Source organism: Paraburkholderia phytofirmans (genome assembly GCF_046028095.1).
GTDB classification, from domain to species: Bacteria; Pseudomonadota; Gammaproteobacteria; order Burkholderiales; family Burkholderiaceae; genus Paraburkholderia; species Paraburkholderia phytofirmans_A.
This window is the reverse complement of record NZ_JAQQDJ010000022.1, coordinates 21,764-41,256: the sequence shown is the minus strand read 5'-3', so window position 1 is coordinate 41,256 and position 19,493 is coordinate 21,764. Positions and strand designations below refer to the sequence as shown.

Annotated in this window: 16 protein-coding genes; 12 read left to right on the top strand and 4 right to left on the bottom strand. The window is 61.8% G+C overall.

All coding sequences use genetic code 11. The annotated features are described in order from the left end of the window. Position 1: 1 nt before the first annotated feature. From PQR54_RS36645 to PQR54_RS36625, 5 genes are all read left to right on the top strand, one after another. On the top strand, positions 2-1,000 hold the full coding sequence (locus PQR54_RS36645; RefSeq protein WP_408254568.1) for a GlxA family transcriptional regulator: 999 nt from the start codon (positions 2-4) through the stop codon (positions 998-1,000). 98 nt (positions 1,001-1,098) lie between these two features. Continuing rightward, positions 1,099-2,034: a choline ABC transporter substrate-binding protein gene (locus tag PQR54_RS36640; protein WP_408254566.1), complete on the top strand. Its 936-nt coding sequence runs from the start codon at positions 1,099-1,101 to the stop codon at positions 2,032-2,034. 321 nt (positions 2,035-2,355) lie between these two features. Next, positions 2,356-4,821 (top strand): DUF6531 domain-containing protein, encoded by a 2,466-nt coding sequence (locus PQR54_RS36635; protein WP_408254563.1) that lies wholly within the window; start codon positions 2,356-2,358, stop codon positions 4,819-4,821. Further along, positions 4,818-5,333, top strand: coding sequence for a hypothetical protein (locus tag PQR54_RS36630; RefSeq protein WP_408254560.1), 516 nt, complete (start codon positions 4,818-4,820; stop codon positions 5,331-5,333). The genes PQR54_RS36635 and PQR54_RS36630 overlap by 4 nt, the downstream gene beginning before the upstream one ends. Before the next feature lie 188 nt (positions 5,334-5,521). After that, entirely contained in the window at positions 5,522-5,953 is a 432-nt protein-coding gene (locus tag PQR54_RS36625) for a hypothetical protein (protein ID WP_408254557.1), read from the top strand. A 94-nt stretch (positions 5,954-6,047) separates the two neighbouring features. Here the strand turns inward: PQR54_RS36625 and PQR54_RS36620 are convergent, their stop codons facing one another. Continuing rightward, positions 6,048-7,130 carry a GlxA family transcriptional regulator gene (locus PQR54_RS36620; RefSeq protein WP_408254556.1) on the bottom strand — a complete coding sequence of 361 codons (1,083 nt, stop codon included), beginning with the start codon at positions 7,128-7,130 and terminating at the stop codon, positions 6,048-6,050. Between the two features lie 280 nt (positions 7,131-7,410). Between PQR54_RS36620 and PQR54_RS36615 the strand changes: the two genes are divergently transcribed. The 7 genes from PQR54_RS36615 to PQR54_RS36585 all read left to right on the top strand — a co-directional run bounded on the left by PQR54_RS36615 (position 7,411) and on the right by PQR54_RS36585 (position 16,012). Then, positions 7,411-8,805 (top strand): L-serine ammonia-lyase, encoded by a 1,395-nt coding sequence (locus PQR54_RS36615; protein WP_408254553.1) that lies wholly within the window; start codon positions 7,411-7,413, stop codon positions 8,803-8,805. 56 nt (positions 8,806-8,861) lie between these two features. Continuing rightward, positions 8,862-10,106 (top strand): sarcosine oxidase subunit beta family protein, encoded by a 1,245-nt coding sequence (locus tag PQR54_RS36610; protein WP_408254550.1) that lies wholly within the window; start codon positions 8,862-8,864, stop codon positions 10,104-10,106. Between the two features lie 28 nt (positions 10,107-10,134). Next, on the top strand, positions 10,135-10,485 hold the full coding sequence (locus PQR54_RS36605) for a sarcosine oxidase subunit delta (RefSeq protein ID WP_408254548.1): 351 nt from the start codon (positions 10,135-10,137) through the stop codon (positions 10,483-10,485). Then, the gene (locus PQR54_RS36600; protein WP_408254545.1) at positions 10,482-13,484 is read left to right on the top strand and encodes a sarcosine oxidase subunit alpha family protein; all 3,003 of its coding nucleotides are present in this window, start codon (positions 10,482-10,484) and stop codon (positions 13,482-13,484) included. Before PQR54_RS36605 ends, PQR54_RS36600 begins: the two co-directional genes overlap by 4 nt. After that, positions 13,474-14,130 carry a sarcosine oxidase subunit gamma gene (locus tag PQR54_RS36595; RefSeq protein ID WP_408254542.1) on the top strand — a complete coding sequence of 219 codons (657 nt, stop codon included), beginning with the start codon at positions 13,474-13,476 and terminating at the stop codon, positions 14,128-14,130. Before PQR54_RS36600 ends, PQR54_RS36595 begins: the two co-directional genes overlap by 11 nt. Before the next feature lie 57 nt (positions 14,131-14,187). After that, positions 14,188-14,451 carry a hypothetical protein gene (locus PQR54_RS36590; RefSeq protein WP_408254539.1) on the top strand — a complete coding sequence of 88 codons (264 nt, stop codon included), beginning with the start codon at positions 14,188-14,190 and terminating at the stop codon, positions 14,449-14,451. A 142-nt stretch (positions 14,452-14,593) separates the two neighbouring features. Continuing rightward, positions 14,594-16,012 carry an MFS transporter gene (locus PQR54_RS36585; RefSeq protein ID WP_408254536.1) on the top strand — a complete coding sequence of 473 codons (1,419 nt, stop codon included), beginning with the start codon at positions 14,594-14,596 and terminating at the stop codon, positions 16,010-16,012. A gap of 45 nt (positions 16,013-16,057) precedes the next feature. Here PQR54_RS36585 and PQR54_RS36580 read toward each other — a convergent pair whose 3' ends face one another. From PQR54_RS36580 to betA, 3 genes are all read right to left on the bottom strand, one after another. After that, positions 16,058-16,459: a cupin domain-containing protein gene (locus PQR54_RS36580; protein ID WP_408254533.1), complete on the bottom strand. Its 402-nt coding sequence runs from the start codon at positions 16,457-16,459 to the stop codon at positions 16,058-16,060. Between the two features lie 17 nt (positions 16,460-16,476). Further along, a complete protein-coding gene (gene ampC / locus PQR54_RS36575) occupies positions 16,477-17,643 on the bottom strand; it encodes a class C beta-lactamase (RefSeq protein ID WP_408254530.1) in 1,167 nt (388 codons plus the stop codon). A gap of 157 nt (positions 17,644-17,800) precedes the next feature. Next, positions 17,801-19,486 (bottom strand): choline dehydrogenase, encoded by a 1,686-nt coding sequence (betA, locus tag PQR54_RS36570; RefSeq protein WP_408254526.1) that lies wholly within the window; start codon positions 19,484-19,486, stop codon positions 17,801-17,803. Positions 19,487-19,493: the final 7 nt, after the last annotated feature.

Here is a 19,493-nt window from a genome sequence, read left to right as displayed (position 1 = left end):
TATGAAGCGCGATGCGCTCACGCCTGTCGAGCCCGAGGCCGATTCGCCGCTGTCCGGGCTCGCGCACGTCGGCTTTCTGACGCTGCCGAATTTTTCGATGATTGCGTTCACCAGCGCGGTCGAGGTGCTGCGCATGGCCAACTATGTGGGCCGCGCGCAGCACTACCGTTGGTCGGTGATCACGCCGGACGGCGAGCCCGCGCGAGCGAGCAACGGCATCACGGTGAAGCCCACCACGACGCTCGCTGAAGCGGGCATGCCGGATGTGCTGATCGTCTGCGCCGGCTGGCACGTGCGCGATTACGTCGACGACACGGTGATCGCGCTGCTGCGCGGCGTCGCGGAAAAGGGCGTACCGCTCGGCGGCATTTGCACGGGACCGTATGCGTTGCTGGCCGCGGGCCTGCTCGACGGCTATCGCTGCACCGTGCACTGGGAAGACATGTCGCCGTTGCACAAGAGCTACCCGCACGTGCGTTTCGCCGATGAACTGTTCGTGATCGACCGCGATCGCATGACCTGCACCGGCGGCACCGCGCCGCTCGACCTGATGCTGAAACTGGTGGGCATGCGGCTGGGTCATGCGGTGGCGGCGCAGGTGTCCGAGCAGTTCATCGTCGAACGGATTCGCGGTTCGACCGATTACCAGCCTATTCCCGTCGACGCGCGGGTCGGTTTCTCGCGCGCGGAGCTCGTCGAGGTGGTGCGGCTGATGGAAGCGAATATCGAGGAGCCGTTATCGCTCGACGAACTCGCGCGGCTCGTGCATCTGTCGCAGCGGCATTTGCAGCGCATGTTCAAGATGTTCCTGAGCGTGTCGCCCACGCACTATTACCTGACGCTGCGGTTGCGGCGCGCGCGCGAGCTGCTGCGTAATACGGATGCATCGATTGCGCGCGTGACGACCGTGTGCGGCTTTCATTCGGCGTGTCATTTCAGCAAGGCGTATCGCGCGCAGTTCGGTCACGCGCCGAGTGTCGAGCGGCGCTTGTCCGCTTAGTTTCCGCTTAGTTTCTGCTTAGTTCCGCGTAACGAGCGGCGTTAAAACTATCCGCTTCATCCAATTCAGTCAAACATCAATCACCCTGAGGGAACGCCATGAAACGTTTGTGGGCTGCGTCGTTGTGCGCGCTGTCTGTGTCGTCTGTGCTGGCCGCGGAACCTGCCACTTGCCGCGACGTGCGATTCGCCGACGTCGGCTGGACCGATATCGCGGCGACTACCGGGCTGGCATCGACGGTGCTCGAAGGGCTCGGCTACAAGCCGACCAAGACGATTGCTTCCGTGCCGATCACGTTCGCCGGCGTGAAGAGCAGGCAGATCGACGTGTTCCTCGGCTACTGGTCGCCGACCATGGATCCGATGATCGACCCGTTCAGGAAGTCCGGCCAGCTCAGCGTGTTGCCCACACCGAACCTGACCGGCGCGAAATACACGCTGGCGGTACCGGATTACGCGTATCAGTCCGGCATCAAGACGTTCGCCGACATCGCGAAGAACTACGACAAGCTCGACGGCAAGATCTACGGGATCGAGCCGGGCAACGACGGCAATGCGTTGATCAAGAAGATGATCGACACCAATCAATATGGACTCGGCAAGTTCAAGCTGGTGGAGTCGAGCGAGGCGGGCATGCTGGTCGAGGTGAACCGCGCGGTTCGCGACAAGAAGCCGATCGTGTTTCTAGGCTGGGAGCCGCATCCGATGAACGTGCAGATGAAGATCGATTACCTGTCCGGTGGCGATGCTGTGTTCGGCCCGAACTATGGTGAAGCGAAAGTGCTGACGGTCACGCCGAGCGACTATTCGGCGCGCTGTCCGAACGTCGCCAAGCTGGTGTCGAATCTGCAATTCACGACCGACATCGAGAATCACGTGATGCTGCCGATCATGAACAAGACCGATCCGAACAAGGCCGCGCGCGAATGGCTGAAGGCGAATCCGGCGGTGCTGGACAAGTGGCTGGCGGGGGTGAAGACGTATGACGGGAAGGATGGATTGCCGGCTGTGAAGGCGTATGTGGCGGGGAAGTGAAACGGGATATTTAGAATGCGGCGACCAGGGGGCTCTCGCTCGCGGAGGCCTCTGACGTCGTTTCGTTTTCTTCCGGCGCCAACAACTCAGCACTCGACCGGCATTCTTGTGTGTTGATATCGGATCAGGCATTTCCGCGGTGCGGTTCGGTGTCGTCTGACAGCTGCGATTCGAAGTTCCTACGACGTACGTCAGTGCTTGTCGACTTGCGGCTAAGTCAGTGCAAGGTTGCCGTAATTTTAGGAGTTGTCGGATTTTTCGTTTGTTGCAGTCCCTATAGGGTGCTTGGGCTTTAACCAAGTACAACGAATAGGGACAACCATGATAAGAAACAGAATTAAAGAGAGTCCGGCCGGGATGGCGGCGCGCCTGCTCGCCGCATTCATGCTGCTCATGATGGCGTTCGGAGCGAACGCGGCTGATTGCAATGCGGTATGGGCGGCCACCGGTGCAAAGCCAGGTTCGTCCAGTTGCAGGTGGGATGCCTACTCTGGCGTGCCAGGCGGCATGCAGTACTACAACTGCGTGAGTTTGCCGCTTATCGACGCTTGGTGCGCGACACCCGCGGACGATCAGCCTGAGGCCAGTTGTCCGGTTGCTGACCCGGTGTATCCCGGCAGCGGAGCGGTCACGTTGACGGAGGCCGATTTTGTCAGCGGTGACGACATTCCGATGCTTTTCGCGCGGACGTATCGTTCGAAGTCGCTGACAGCATCGGCAACGGCGATGGGGCCGGTCTGGTTCCATAGCTGGCAGCGTAACCTCGGACTAGCGAATGCCAATAACGGCAGCACGTCAACGGTGCTGGCCTATCGGGAGAGTGGCGAGCCCGTCACTTTCGTCTGGTCGGCTGGTACCTGGCGCACCAAGGCCTTCACTGGTCTGGCGCTGGCGCAGAGCGGTTCTGGATGGACACTCACCGACCTCAACACAGAGACCGTTGAATCGTACTCCGGCCAAGGTGTGCTGCTGGCTGAACGCACGAAAACAGGCTTTGTTCGCACGCTGAGCTATGACGGTTCCGGCCTGCTGACCACTGTTACGCAGCATGCCGAAGGCACGGATGCCAGCAAGGACATCACGCTTCGGCTCGACTACGACGATAAACGTCGTCTGTCGCGTCTCAATGATCCACTAGGTGGTCTGACCCAGTACGGATACGACGCGAATAGCAATCTTGTTTCGGTCACGTGGCCGGATGGATACGTGCGCCGCTACGTCTACGACGACACGCGGTTCAAGAACGCATTGACAGGAGAGATCGACGAGTCGGGCAATCGCATTGCGACGTGGAGCTACGACGTTCAAGGTCGTGCGGTGGCCGTGAATCATCCCAATGCTGTACAGAACGTGCAATTGGCCTATAACGCGGGCTCGACCGTTATCACCGGTAGCAAAGGTTCCACCACGCTGAGTTTGTCGTCGATCGGCGGCATGCTCCGGCCGACCGGGAGCGCCTCGACCGCAGGCAATACGAGCTCGGGGTGGGATGCGTCAGGCAATTTGCTGAAAGACACGGACTCGGGTGGTGGCACGTCCGAATACAGCTACGACGATACCGGGCGTCCGGTTCGGGCTACGGTGAAGAGCGCGGGCGGCACATCGATCACGACGATCCGTTACTCCGACGCGAGCGGTCTGCGTCCGTCGATGATCGCATCGCCGAGGTTGATCCAGTCTTTCGTGTACGACGCGAGCGGCAATGTCACAGGGATAAGTGAGACGCCGACTACCGACGCGACCGGCTCCAGCGCTTTCGATGCAACAAAGGCTGGCGGCGTGACCACCGCGTACGGCATGACCTACGACGCCAACAACCGGCTCGCGTTTGTGATGCAACTGGCGGACGGAAAGTCCGCGGCTCAGTGGAAGGTCAATCGTGACTCAACTGGCAATGCGTTCGCCATTATCGTGCTGGGAGACATTCCACAGGCGACTGAGTTCATCTCGCGCGACGCGGCACACCGTGTCCGGTACGGTTATAACCCAACGGGTGATTTTTATCTCCGTTATGACCGGCGCGGACGCATCGACAACTTCAAGTTCAATGAATATGCGAGTCCGGCGAACGGCGGAATTCGACGCGTGTTCAAGGCGAGATTCGGGTACTCGCCAGACGGACGGGTTGTATCACGCACAGGTACGGTCGCAAAGGACGGCAGCGCTCTTGACCTGAACGATGGCACGGACATTCCGATCTCCAGCGAAGAAACCAATCAGTGGATCGATAACTATAACTATGGCGACTCGCCGGTCGGGCCGCCTGCGAATCTTCAGGGCGCGCGTCGACTTCTTGGCGATAACTTCCTGGGTACGTCAACTGTTTGCAGCGGCTGTCATTTTTCGGCTGGACTGATCGACGGCACGGTACGTGGCATCGCGATGGTCTACCGGCTGTTGCAGAACCCGGTCGTGCGCTATGGCATCGGGCAGGGCGCTAGAAAAGTAGCGGAAAACTGGGATCGCATCAAGCAGATGTGTAAGCCTGCCGCGGAGACGGAGGTGGATGGGATTCCGCCGGGGCGGATCACTTCGGAATATGAGGACATCACTACCGGCAACAGCGTCCGCAATATCAAGACTGACGTTGAGAAAGCGGAGTTCGAAGCTAATCTGGTGGAGAGTGGCTACGCGCAGACGCTGAGCAAAGATGGAAAGGCCGACATCTTTACAAAAGATGGCGCCCGGTACACAGTCAGGAACGAATCGAACTCTGGATATCCAACCGCTGAATATGTGCCGGCTGGCGCATCACGAGGGACCATTAAGATACGGCTTCCGTTATGACCAAACCAGACTTCATCTCAGATTCGGCGACCTTTTATCCCCTGTGGGAGCGTGCGAACGCGCGCGTGCAAGAGTTGGCATCAGCCTTGCCAGCCGAGCTACTCTATTTTGATTCGATTGATATATCGACACAGAAATTTTTTGAACTTGTACGAGCGTTGCTGGCCTTCGAGGGCGCGAGCGATTTTGTCACCTTGGTGCTGAAGCCGGACCCTTTCAATTATTTTAATTTCCACTTTCACAAGTACCCCGGTTTCGTGCATCTTGCGGAACAATCCGATGACGATTTCTTTGAATCCTGGCAACAGGACCCGGGCGACAGCCCAGCAGATTGCTTATGGGCCAATTCTGAGCGTTATGCGGTTCTGCCAGCACCTGGAACATGGTTCATGTACGCGGACAGAAAATGGGAAATGGGCGTGCTGACAGGACCGCCTAATGTTATTGAGTTTGCCCGGGGCTTTTATCCGTTTTTTCTCCAACCTCGCGAAGGGTTCAGAATCGTTGAATAGCTCGCGCTAGATCGGGAAAGTCAGCCAAGGCGGAAACGACGCAACAATTTGCTCCGTTTCCGCGTCCCACGTTTGCGACCAAGCCTGCGCAAGATCATTCGCGGGCGATCTGTGAGAGCTAATGGGCAACATAGAATACATTAAAGACCTCGAAATATTCACACCGCTTTGGCGGCGCGCGCGAGTGTATGGCACGAGTTGCCGTCACCCCGGCCTCGGAGTTGTTGCACTACGACTCATCAAACCTTGGGACGCAAGTTTTTCATGATCTTATCCGGAGCATTGCGGCGTTCAACGGAGCCGGAGAGTTCGCTGTTGTGGTTCTCAGTCCGGACCCGTTCAGCTACTTCAATATGCATTTCGGCAAGTACCCGGGATTCATAGTCGAACCGCAACATTCCGACGACGATTTCTTCGAAATACTGATGAAGGACCCTGGCGACAGTCCGGCTGATGCGATCGGTTTTTATTCGGAGCAGTATGCAGTCTTGCCCTTATCGGGAGAATGGTTCTTCTACGCCGATCGAGGATGGGAAGGCGGAACCGGCGTTCTCGGTGGTCCTCCGGATGTCATGAACTTTGCTCGGCAACGTTTCGGGTTTTACGAGAACCCGCGCTGAGTTTTTGATTTTTCGCCGCGCGCGCGTGTCCCGATCAACAGATCCGGACAGGCGCCGAAAGAGTAGCTGGCAAAGCTACGTCGCATCGCCAACTTCAAATCGCCTGCGCCCGCCCCGGAAACGTCTCATCATAGTCCCCGCTTTCTTCCGCCTCAGCCGCCGTGCCGCGCTGCTCGCGATACATCATCGGCGGCAAACCGAATTGCTTGCGGAATTCGCGGCCCAGATGCGAAGCATCCGAAAACCCGCAACTCGAAGCAATATCCGCCACCGTCTTATCCGAACTCGTCAACAGCCACGCGGCAGTGCGCAACCGCACCTGCTTCGCGTAGGCCTGCGGCGCCTTGCCCGTTTCCGCCTTAAATAGCCGTTCCAGCTGACGCGGCGAAAGATCGAGCTTTCCCGCAAGTTCATCGAGCGACAGCGAGCGCCCCACATGCTGCTCCATCAGCAGAATCGCGCGCTTGACCTTCGGATGCGTGGCCGGCGCGAGTCCCGGCGGATGCGGCTGCGGCGCGTTGCCTTTCTGCATGTCGTCGACGAGCAGAATGCGCAGCGCCTTCTGCACCGTGGCGGTTTCGAAGTGACGCAACAGGATCGCGGCGGCCACGTCGATCGACGCGCGTCCGCCGGAACACGTAATGCGCCGCCGGTCGATCACGAACAGCCGGTCGGCGATCAACGCTTCCTCGTTCACCGACGGAAAGCGCTCGATGAAATCCCAGTAGTGAAACCAGCTCACGCAAATGCGGTAACCGTCGAGCACGCCCGCGCGCATCAGCGAGAACACGCCGGTGCACATGCCGACGAGCGTCGCGTCCGTGGCGGCGGCGCGCCGGATAAAGGCGAGCGTGGCGTCGTTCGCGGCCGGCCCGAAATGCAGCAGGCCGCCCACCACCACGACGTAATCGAACGGCTCGGCGGTGTCGAACGTCTCCCACGGCGTGATCTGGATGCCGCAACTCGCGCGCACCGGAGCAAGGGTTTCCCCTATCACGCTCCACGAACAGCGCACGGGCTTGCTGAAATCGCCTTCGTCCGCGGACAGGCGCAGCAGGTCGACGAAACCCGAAAACGCCGTCAGCGTGAAGTTCGGCAACAGAATGATGCCGAAGCGGATGCGCTGCTTCGAAGTACCGTCGATCGATTGAAGGGGAAGCGGTTCAGCGGAATTCATGCATGCAGCCAGCAAGGGAAAGGGTTGGATCAAGCATAGCACCGGGGATCGGACGCGCTGTCGCGCTCGGTGAAGGCCTGCCGTCAGCATCGCGAGCCGTACCGCCGACGCCTGTCGCAAATGCGTCAGAAGTCTTCGTAAATACGCCGCGGACCTTTGCCGGCGCGCCCATTGACGCCACTATCCCACTGCCATGCCGTTTTTATTCTATCGGTTCAATTTGACCTGCGGTGCAATAGAGGCCAATCCACCCAAGGCATCGCAACGCACAAGGCACGCCATGAACGTCAGCGTCTTCGATCTGTTCAAGATCGGTATCGGTCCTTCAAGCTCGCACACCGTGGGGCCGATGATCGCTGCATGCCGCTTCGCGTCGCATATCGAAGACGCCAATCTGCTCGGCTTCGTGTGCAGCGTGAAAGCCGACCTGTTCGGCTCGCTCGGCGCGACCGGCAAGGGCCACGGCACGGACAAGGCGGTGCTGCTGGGACTCGAAGGCAATCTGCCCGATTCCATCGACCCGGACCTGATCGAGCCGCGCCTGCAAGCGATCCGCGCGACAAAACAACTGGTGCTGCTCGGCAAGCATCCCGTCAAATTCGACGAGCGCGAGCATCTGGGCTTTTTCCGCAAGCTGATGCCGGGTGCGCCGGGCTCGGGCATCGTGCATCCGAACGGCATGCGCTTTCAGGCCTTCGACGAAAACGGCCAACTGCTGGTGGAGAAGGAGTATTACTCGATCGGCGGCGGCTTCGTGGTGAATCGCGAAGGCGATCGCGTGAACGGCGTGCGCGCCGGCGCGGACGTGCCGTATCCGTTTCGTACCGGCGACGATCTGATGCGCGTCTGCCGCGAAACCGGATTGTCGATCGCGCAGGTCACGTTGCGCAACGAATGCGCGACGCGTCCCGAACAGGAAGTGCGCGAAGGCTTGCTGGCGATCTGGCGCACCATGTCCGCGTGCGTCGAACGCGGCTGCAAGGTGCGCGGCGAGTTGCCCGGTCCGATGCACGTGAAGCGCCGTGCCGCCGATCTGTGCGGACAGTTGCGTTCGCGCTCGGAAGAGTCGCTGCGCGATCCGCTCTCCATGCTCGACTGGGTCAACCTCTACGCCATGGCCGTCAACGAAGAAAACGCGGCGGGCGGCCGCGTCGTCACGGCGCCGACCAACGGCGCGGCCGGCGTGATTCCGGCGGTGCTGCACTACTACGTGAAGTTCATGCACGCGTCGAACGACGAGGGCATCGTCAACTTCCTGCTGACGGCCGCGGCGATCGGCATCATCTACAAAGAGACGGCGTCGATCTCCGGCGCCGAAGTGGGCTGCCAGGGCGAAGTGGGCGTGGCCTGCTCGATGGCCGCCGCGGCGCTCGCCGCCGTGATGGGCGGCACGCCGACGCAAGTTGAAAACGCCGCCGAAATCGGCATGGAACATAACCTCGGCATGACCTGCGATCCGGTCGGCGGACTCGTGCAGATTCCGTGCATCGAACGCAACGCAATGGGCGCGATCAAGGCGCTGAACGCCGCGCGCATGGCGATGAAGGGCGACGGCCAGCATTACGTGTCGCTCGACAACGTGATCAAGACAATGCGCGAAACCGGCGCCGATATGAAGACGAAATACAAGGAGACGTCGCGCGGCGGGTTGGCCGTGAACGTCATCGAGTGTTGAATCCCGCATTATCAAACACGAAACACCAGCATAGACAGCACCGACAAGGACCCACGATGAGCCGCTATTCGATATTCAGCCTGTTGCGCAACGGGATGTCGTATCACGAGAACTGGGAGCGACAGTGGAAGAGCCCCGAGCCCAAACGTGAATACGACGTCGTGATCGTCGGCGGCGGCGGGCATGGTCTTGCCACCGCGTATTACCTGGCGAAGGAACATGGCGTGCGCAACGTAGCCGTACTGGAGAAGGGCTGGATCGGCGGCGGCAATACGGCGCGTAATACGACGATCGTGCGCTCGAACTATCTGTGGGACGAGTCGGCTGCGCTCTATGAGAAAGCGATGAAGCTGTGGGAAGGGCTCTCGCAGGATCTGAACTACAACGTCATGTTCAGCCAGCGCGGCGTGATGAACCTTGCGCACACGCTGCAGGACGTGCGCGACACCGAGCGCCGCGTGAATGCGAACCGGCTGAACGGCGTGGACGCCGAATTCCTCACGCCCGCGCAGATCAAGGAAATCGAGCCGACCATCAACTTGAATAGCCGCTATCCGGTGCTCGGCGCGTCGATTCAGCGCCGCGGCGGCGTGGCGCGTCACGATGCGGTGGCCTGGGGCTTCGCGCGCGGCGCGGATCAGGCGGGCGTCGATATCGTGCAGAACTGCCAGGTCACGGGCATTCGCCGCAACGGCAGTCAGGTGGTCGGCGTGGACACCACGAAGGGTTTCATCAAGGCGAAGAAAGTCGCGATCGTGGCAGCGGGCAATACTTCGACGCTCGCCGACATGGCCGGCGTGCGGCTGCCGCTGGAGAGCCATCCGTTGCAGGCGCTGGTATCGGAGCCGATCAAGCCGGTGGTCAACACGGTGGTGATGTCGAACGCGGTGCACGCGTATATCAGCCAGTCCGACAAGGGCGATCTGGTGATCGGCGCGGGCGTGGACCAGTACACGGGCTTTGGACAGCGCGGCAGTTTCCAGATTATCGAAGGCACGCTCGAAGCAATCGTCGAAATGTTCCCGGTGTTCTCACGGGTGCGGATGAACCGTCAGTGGGGCGGCATCGTGGATGTCTCGCCGGATGCATGCCCGATCATCAGCAAGACCGACGTGAAGGGGCTGTACTTCAATTGCGGCTGGGGCACGGGCGGCTTCAAGGCGACGCCGGGTTCCGGATGGGCGTACGCGCACACCATTGCGAAGGATGAGCCGCATCCATTGAACGCGGCTTTCTCGCTGGAGCGTTTCTATACCGGCCACCTGATCGACGAACACGGCGCCGCCGCCGTTGCCCACTAACGCCACGCACTGGAACGAGGACAAAGAAATGTTATTGATCGAATGCCCGTGGTGCGGGCCCCGCGCCGAAACCGAATTTTCCTGCGGCGGCGAAGCGGACATTGCCCGTCCGCTCGACACCGAAAAACTCACCGACAAGGAATGGGGCGACTACCTGTTCATGCGCAAGAATCCGCGCGGCGTGCATCGCGAGCAATGGATGCACACGCAAGGCTGCCGCCGCTGGTTCAAGGCGCAGCGCGACACGGTGAGTTATGAGATTCAGGGCTACGAGACGTTCGAGCGTCCGTTGCTCGCCATGGATAGCGCTGAGGCTAACCCGCAAAACACGGCACAAAACAAGGCACAAAACACGGCACAAGAGGGCAAGGCATCATGAGCCAGAAAGACCGACTCCCGAACGGCGGCCGCATCAATCGCGCCCAGCCGCTGACGTTCACCTTCAACGGCCGCCAGTACCAGGGCTATCAGGGCGACACGCTGGCTTCGGCGCTGCTCGCGAATGGCGAGCATTTCGTCGCGCGCAGCTGGAAATATCATCGGCCGCGCGGCATCGTCACGGCGGGCGTGGAAGAACCGAATGCGGTCGTGCAACTCGAAACGGGCGCGTACACGGTGCCGAATGCGCGCGCGACCGAAGTCGAGTTGTATCAGGGCCTGGTAGCCACCAGCGTGAACGCGAAGCCGAGCATCGAGAAAGACCGCATGGCGGTGAACCAGAAGTTCGCGCGCTTCATTCCGGCGGGCTTCTACTACAAGACCTTCATGTGGCCGCGCAAGTTCTGGCCGAAGTACGAAGAAGTGATCCGCGACGCCGCCGGTCTCGGCAAGGCGCCGGAACATACTGACGCGGATCGCTACGACAAGTGCTTTGCGCATTGCGACGTGCTGGTGGTGGGCGGTGGCCCGACCGGCCTCGCGGCCGCGCATGCCGCCGCATTGTCCGGCGCGCGCGTGACGCTGGTCGACGATCAGCCGGAACTCGGCGGCTCGCTGCTCTCGTGCCGCGCGGAGATCGACGGCAAGCCGGCGCTCCACTGGGTGCAGAAGATCGAAGACGAATTGCGGCAGATGCCCGAAGTGAAGATCCTGTGCCGCAGCACGGCATTCGGCTATCAGGACCACAATCTCGTGACGGTGACGCAGCGGCTCACCGAACATCTGCCGGTATCGCAACGCAAGGGCACGCGCGAACTGATGTGGAAGATCCGCGCGAAACGCGTGATTCTCGCGACCGGCGCGCACGAGCGTCCTATCGTGTTCGGCAACAACGATCTTCCGGGCGTGATGCTGGCGTCGGCCGTGTCGACGTATCTGCATCGCTATGCGGTGCTGCCGGGCCGCAACGCGGTGGTGTTCACCAATAACGACGACGGCTATCAATGCGCGCTCGATCTGAAAGCAGCCGGCGCTCAGGTGACGGTGGTCGATCCGCGCGCGAGCGAGTCGAAAGGCACGCTGCCTGCTTTGGCACGCCGCTACGGCGTCAAGGTGTTGAACGGCGCGGTGATCACGGCGGCGCACGGCAAACTGCGCGTGGCGTCGGCGGATGTCGCGTCGTATTCGAACGGACAGGTCGGTGCGAAGCAAAGCGAACTCTCGTGCGATCTGCTCGCGATGTCCGGCGGCTGGAGCCCGGTGCTGCATCTGTTCGCGCAGTCGGGCGGCAAGGCGCACTGGCATGACGAGAAGGCCTGCTTCGTGCCGGGCAAGGCCATGCAACCGGAGACGAGCGTCGGCGCCTGTGCCGGCGACTTCACACTCGGTCAGGGCATCCGCTTTGCAGTCGATGCCGGTGTCGACGCGGCGCGCGCGGCGGGCTTCATCGTCGCGCGGCCCAATCCGGTGCAGGTGGCCGAGATCACGGAAGCGAAGATGCAGCCGCTGTGGCTGGTCGGCGGCCGCGAGATGGCTACGCGCGGGCCGAAGCAGTTCATCGACTTCCAGAACGACGTGTCGGCCGCGGATATTTTCCTCGCGGCGCGCGAGGGCTTCGAATCGGTCGAGCACGTCAAACGCTATACCGCGATGGGTTTCGGCACCGACCAGGGCAAGCTCGGCAATATCAACGGCATGGCGATTCTCGCGCAGGCGCTCGGCAAGACGATTCCCGAGACCGGCACCACGACCTTCCGTCCGAACTACACGCCGGTCACTTTCGGCACGTTCGCCGGCCGCGAGCTGGGCGAGTTTCTCGATCCGGTGCGCAAGACGGCGGTGCACGAATGGCATGTGGAAAACGGCGCGGCCTTCGAGGACGTCGGCAACTGGAAGCGTCCGTGGTACTACCCGAAAGCGGGCGAAGACATGCACGCGGCGGTGGCGCGTGAATCGCTGGCGGTGCGAACGAGCGTCGGCATTCTCGACGCCTCGACGCTCGGCAAGATCGACATTCAGGGCCCGGATTCGGCGAAGCTGCTGAACTGGGTCTACACGAATCCGTGGAACAAGCTGGAAGTCGGCAAGTGCCGCTACGGCCTGATGCTCGACGAGAACGGCATGATCTTCGACGACGGCGTGACCGTGCGCCTCGCCGACCAGCACTACATGATGACGACCACCACCGGCGGCGCGGCGCGCGTGCTGACGTGGCTCGAACGCTGGCTGCAGACGGAATGGCCGGACATGCGCGTGCGGCTCGCGTCGGTGACGGACCATTGGGCGACTTTTGCCGTGGTCGGTCCGAATAGCCGCAAGGTGCTGCAGAAGGTCTGCCAGGACATCGACTTCGCGAACGCGGCATTCCCGTTCATGAGTTATCGCGAAGGCACGGTAGCGGGCGCAGCCTCACGCGTGATGCGCATCAGCTTCTCGGGCGAACTGGCTTATGAAGTGAACGTGCCGGCGAACGTCGGGCGCGCGGTGTGGGAAGCGCTGATGGCCGCGGGTGCCGAGTTCGACATCACGCCGTACGGCACCGAAACCATGCACGTGCTGCGCGCGGAGAAGGGCTACATCATCGTCGGCCAGGATACGGACGGCTCGATGACGCCGTACGACCTCGGCATGGGCGGGCTCGTCGCGAAGTCGAAGGACTTTCTCGGCAAGCGTTCGCTGACCCGTTCTGACACGGCGAAGGCCGGGCGCAAGCAACTGGTCGGCCTGCTCTCGGACGATCCGTCGTTCGTGATACCGGAAGGCTCGCAGATCGTCGCGGGTCCATTCCAGGGCGAGACGGCGGCGATGCTCGGCCACGTCACGTCGAGCTATTACAGCCCGATCCTGAAGCGTTCGATCGCAATGGCGGTCGTCAAGGGCGGTCTAGACAAGATCGGCGAAACGGTCACGATTCCGCTTTCGAGCGGCAAACAGATTGCAGCGAAGGTCACCAGTTCGGTGTTCTACGACAGCGAAGGAGCACGTCAACATGTGGAATGAAACGAGAGGGACGGCGTCGGTCGTGGATCGTGCTGTCGGCAAGCAGACCGGCGTGTGGCAGGAGTCGCCGCTGGTAGGCACGGACGCGCTGCTGAAGAAGCATCAGGCGACGGCGAGCGCGGCGTTCAGATTGAACGAGCGGCCGTTTCTGGAACTCGTGAACGTGCGCGGCGATACGCGTGACGCCGCGTTCGTGCGCGCCTTTGAAAGCGTGCTCGGCTGCCGTCCGCCCGAGAAGGCGAACACCGTGGCGCGCGGCGACGGCTACGACGTGATGTGGCTCGGACCCGACGAGTGGCTGGTGCGCTCGGCCACCGCGCACGACGCGACGCGCACCGCGCCGTTGCAGGCGAAACTCGGCGCGGCGTTCGCGGGCGTGTTTGCTTCGGCGGTGGATATCGGCAGCGGTTATACGGTGCTCGAAATCAGCGGCACGCGCACGCGAGAAGTGTTGTCGCGCGGTTGTCCGCTCGATCTGCACCCCAAGCTGTTCGGCGAAGGGCAGTGCGCGCAGAGCCACTATTTCAAGGCATCGATGACGCTTCTACCCACCGGCGCGAGCAGCTTCGACATCGTCGTGCGCCGCAGCTTCGCGGACTACTTCGTGAAGATGATGCTCGACGCGGCCGAGCCGCTGATGTCGTAAAGCGCGGCGAGCGGTCCGGTTCGAACCGCTCGCGCGTTTCATCCCTCGATATTCGCCATGACGTCGACACGTCTAGCCACCGCGCGCCTCACCGAGCGCGCGTGCCACGAAGGCGATGCCCATGCCGCGCTCGCGCTGCTCGATCAGAGCATCGTGCTGCGGCATCGGCGCATTGCGCTGATCCGTTATCTCCTCGCGCAGCAACTCGGCGCGCCGTTGCAGGCGCGTCATCATGAATACGTCGAACGAATCGCCGCACGCTTGAGCGCGGAGGCGCTCGAGCGCATTGCCGGCGCCGCGCGGGCGCGTCTGCGGGCCTGAGCCCCACGATCCGCGCGTGTGGAACGGCGCACCCGTTCCATCCCGATGACGTATTTCTTCTATGTGGCCGATTTATGTCGGCTTCTACTGAAAACATTCAGGAGTACCCACGCGGCAAGCGCCGCATCCACCAGGGGATGACATGTCCACCGCCTATCCGCCGCGCGCGAGCGCAGCCGCACGACTCGAACGACTGCCGTTCTCCGGTTACCACCGGACCATTTTCATCATCATCGCCATCGCGTTCTTTTTCGATTCCGTCGATCTCGGCACGATGACCTTCGTGCTCGGTTCGATCAAGACGGAATTCGGCTTATCGACCGCAACGGCGGGGCTGGTGGCCAGCGCGAGTTTCTTCGGCATGGTGATCGGCGCGGCAATTGCCGGATTGCTGGCGGATCGCTTCGGACGCCGGCCTGTGTTTCAGTGGAGCATGGTGTTGTGGGGACTCGCGTCGTATCTGTGTTCGACGGCGCAGAGCGTGGAAGCGTTGATCTTTTATCGCGTGCTGCTCGGCTTCGGCATGGGCATGGAGTTTCCGATCGCGCAGACGTTGTTGTCGGAGTTCGTGCCGGCTGCGTCGCGCGGCCGTCTGATCGCGCTGATGGACGGTTTCTGGCCGCTCGGCTTCATTACTGCGGGCGTGGTGTCGTATTTCGTCCTGCCGACCTTCGGCTGGCGCACGGAATTCGCGCTGCTCGCGGTTCCCGCTGTATTCGTGTTGATCGTGCGCCGCGTCGTGCCGGAGTCGCCGCGCTGGCTCGAACATCGCGGACGTCTCGGTGAGGCGGACAAGATTCTCGCCGAGGTCGAAGTGAAGGTGATGAAAGCGGCCGGGCTGAGCCAGTTGCGCGCGCCTGTCATGCTCGCAGAACCGCCGGCCGCCAAGGGCACGGGAGCGTTCCGCGAGATCTGGAGCATGGCTTACCGGCGTCGCACGATCATGGTGTGGACGCTGTGGTTTTTCGCGCTGCTCGGTTTCTATGGGCTGACGTCGTGGCTCGGCGCGTTGATGCAGCAGGCAGGCTTTGCGGTGACGAAGTCGGTGCTGTACACGGTGCTGATTTCGCTTGGCGGGATTCCCGGGTTTATTTGCGCGGCGTGGCTGGTCGAACGTTGGGGCCGTAAGCCGACTTGCATCGCGTCGCTTGCGGGCAGCGCGGTGATGGCCTACGTCTATGGACAAACCGCGCTGCATGCGCAGACGCCGACCTTGTTGATCTGCGCCGGGTTGGCAATGCAGTTCTTCCTGTTCGCGATGTGGGCGGTGCTGTACACCTACACGCCGGAGTTGTACGGGACCGGTGCGCGCGCGACGGGTTCGGGCTTCGCGTCGGCGATCGGCCGCGTGGGTTCGCTGATCGGACCTTATGTGGTGGGCGTGGTGTTGCCGATGTTCGGCCAGGGCGGCGTGTTCTCGCTCGGCGCGATGTGTTTTGTGATCGCGGCGGCAGCGGTGTGGATTCTGGGCATCGAGACGCGCGGGTTGGCGCTCGAGACGCTGGTGTCGGAGGCGGTTGAGACGGATGCGCGGGGAGTGTTGAGTCCGGTGCGGGAGTGAGCGCGTGACTCAGGGTGCAGTCCATTGAACTGCACCCCTGGTCGTTCAATTCCGAGCGCGAATATTAAACGGCTTCCCAGGCACCCAGGCCCACGTCGCCAGCACTTTCGCGCCCGCCGGTCCGGCTCTCGTCACGTGAACGACATTCGCCGGCATCCGGTAACTCTCGCCGGCGTGGACAACTAGCGGCGGTCTACCCTCGACCTGCACCGTGATTTCACCTTTGAGCACATAGGCGACCTCCGGCCCGGTTGCCTTGTGCTTCGGCTTGGCGGCATTGGGTGGGAATTCGGCGATACCCATGCCCATTTCGCGATCGGTTCCCGGCACGGGAACGCGTTGAAGCACCACGGTCTCTTTGGCGTCGAGCGCCTTTTCGCTGGCATTGGCCGAAGGCAGATTGATGAGGACCGCAGCGATCAGCGGCACGCAACGCAAGCTGTTCATGAGCGAGTCGCCCCTATTCAATGTGCGGCTTCAGTAAGCGCCGTCAGAATCTTATAAGCAGCAGCCACCCGATCCTCGTTCGGGAAGTTCTTGTTGGCCAGCATCACAATGCCCAACTGCTTCTCGGGCACGAAAGCCACATACGCGCCGAACCCATTGGTCGAACCGGTCTTGTTGATCCAGACGTTCGAACGAGGCGCGAGCGGCGGCTTGATTTCGACCGCGGGCGTCGCATTCAAAACCATCGCCGATGAATTGCCCGCCAGCAAGGTCTTCAGTGCGACCGGATACGCGTATTGCTCCCAGATCAGATCCTGGGTCAACACACCTGCCTTGAAGTAGCCGGTGTGCGTGTCCGTGATCGCGCGCTGCAGCTTCGCGTCGAGCTGAAGCAGATTCATGTTGGCCTGCATGAAGCGCGTCATGTCGGCGGCGGTGGATTTGACGCCATAGGCTTCGGCGGACAGCACGCCGGGCGCCACGCGGATCGGCGCGCCGTCTTTCTTGTAGCCCTGCGCGTAGTCCGGCATCCGTGCTGGCGGGATGTCGATATAACTGTTCTTCAACCCCAGTGCGGGAAACATGCGCTGTTCCATCAACGCCGTGAAATTCTGCCCCATGCTCTTTGCGGTGATCAATCCGAGCGTGCCGATGCCGGGATTGGCGTAAGTCCGGCAGGTGCCCGGCGCGCAACTGGGCTGCCATGCCTTGAAATACTGCATGAGTTCGTCGTTGTTATGGATTTCCTCCGGCACCTGCAAGGGCAGGCCGCCGGGCGTATGCGTGCCCAGATTGACGAGCTTCACGTTGCCGAACCGACTACCCTGAAGCACGGGCAAGTACTTGCTCGTCGTATCCGACAGGGAAAGATCGCCGCTGACCTGCGCATACGAAGCGAGCGTCGCCGTGAAGGTCTTGCTGATCGAGCCGAGTTCGAACAGCGTGTCGCGCGTTACGGGCTTGCCGGTTTCCGTCGACGCCACGCCGTAGTTGTACACATAAGGCTTGCCCTCGACGACGACACCGATCGCCATGCCATGAATGCCGTCTTTCGCCATGAGCGGCTGGATCGCCGCGTCGACCGTCCGTTTGATGCTGTCTTGCGTGGTATCGGCTGCGTGGCTCATGGGAGCGGCCAACGCAAAGGCCACGGTTGCCGTGAGGCAGAGGGCTTTGAACTTCATCTCTCGCGTTTCCTTGAATGTCTGTCGGCAGAGGCGCTCCAAAAAGATTCTTTGAAACGCCTTGAGGCCGCACTATCCGGCTTTTGCCAGACACTGACAATCGACGATAAGTTGCGCGAGGGTAAAGAAAATCTTATGCGCAGACAACGGCGTTACGTTAAACCGTCGCGGTCTCCGGCTTCCTCGACGCCACGCCATTCGCCACGAAGTAGGGCGTGTCCACCCGCGCCAGCGGTTCGCGTCCACGAATCCGGTCGGCGATCTTCTCGGCCAGCATGATGGTCGGCGCGTTCAGATTGCCAGTCGTGATGCGTGGCATGATCGACGCATCCACCACGCGCAGCGCTTGCATGCCGTGCACGCGGCCCTCGTTATCGACCACCGCCATCTCGTCATAGCCCATCTTGCACGAACACGACGGATGAAACGCCGTCTCCGCGCGCATGCGCACGAACGTGTCGAGCTGTTCGTCGGTAGTCAGTTCTGCGCCGGGATTCAGTTCGCGGCCGCGATAGCGGTCGAGCACCGGTTGCCGCATGATCTCGCGCGTGATGCGAATGCCGTCGCGGAACTCGCGCCAGTCGAGCGGATCGGCCATGTAGTTGAACAGGATGCTCGGGTGCGCGTTCGGATCGCGCGACGTGAGCTTCACGCGGCCGCGGCTCGGCGAGCGCATCGAGCCGACATGCGCCTGAAAGCCGTGCATCTTGATCGCATTCGAACCGTTGTAATTGATCGCGACCGGCAGAAAGTGATACTGAATGTTCGGCCACAGATCGTCGTCGCGCGTGCGGATGAAGCCGCCGGCTTCAAACTGATTGCTCGCGCCGATGCCTGTGCCCTTGAGCATCCATTCAAGTCCGATAGCCGGTTGATTCCACCACTGCAACGCCGGGTAAAGCGAAACGGGTTCCTTGCACTCGTACTGGATGTACATCTCCAGATGGTCCTGCAGGTTCTCGCCGACACCAGGCAGATCGTGAACGAGCGGCACGTCGAGTTCGCGCAGCCATGTCGAGCGGCCCACGCCTGAGCGTTGCAGTAATTGCGGCGACGCAATCGCGCCGCTGCACACCAGCACCTCGCGACGCGCCTGCGCGTTAACCGCATTGCCATGATGCAGATACGCGACGCCGACCGCGCGCTTGCCCGAGAACAGCACGCGATCCGTCACGGCATGCGTGACGATGGTCAGATTCGGCCGCGCCTTCGCGCGATCCAGATAACCGCGCGCCGTGCTGGCGCGCCGGCCGTTCGCCGTGACCGTGCGATCCATCGGGCCAAAGCCTTCCTGCTGATAGCCGTTCAGATCGTCGGTGCGTGGAAAGCCGGCCTGCACACCGGCTTCGACCATCGCCGCAAAGAGCGGGTTGTTGCCGGGCTTGCTGGTGGTCACGTGCACAGGACCGTCGCCGCCGTGGTACGCGTTCGCACCGGCATCGCGTGTTTCGGCCTTGCGGAAATACGGCAGGCAATCCAGATAGGTCCAGTTTTCCAGGCCGGCGTGCGTGGCCCAGCCGTCGTAATCGAGCGCATTGCCGCGGATATAGCACATGCCGTTGATCAGCGACGATCCGCCGAGCCCCTTGCCGCGCCCGCATTCCATGCGCCGGTTGTTCATATGCGGCTCGGGGTCCGTTTCGTACGCCCAGTTGTAGCGGCGTCCTTGCAGCGGAAAGGCGAGCGCGGCCGGCATCTGCGTGCGGAAGTCGAAGCGGTAGTCGGGGCCGCCCGCTTCGAGCAGCAGCACGGTCACGTCCGCGTCTTCAGTCAGGCGCGAAGCGAGCACGTTGCCCGCCGAGCCCGCGCCCACGATTATGTAGTCGTATTCGTTCGCAGCCATCGCGCGC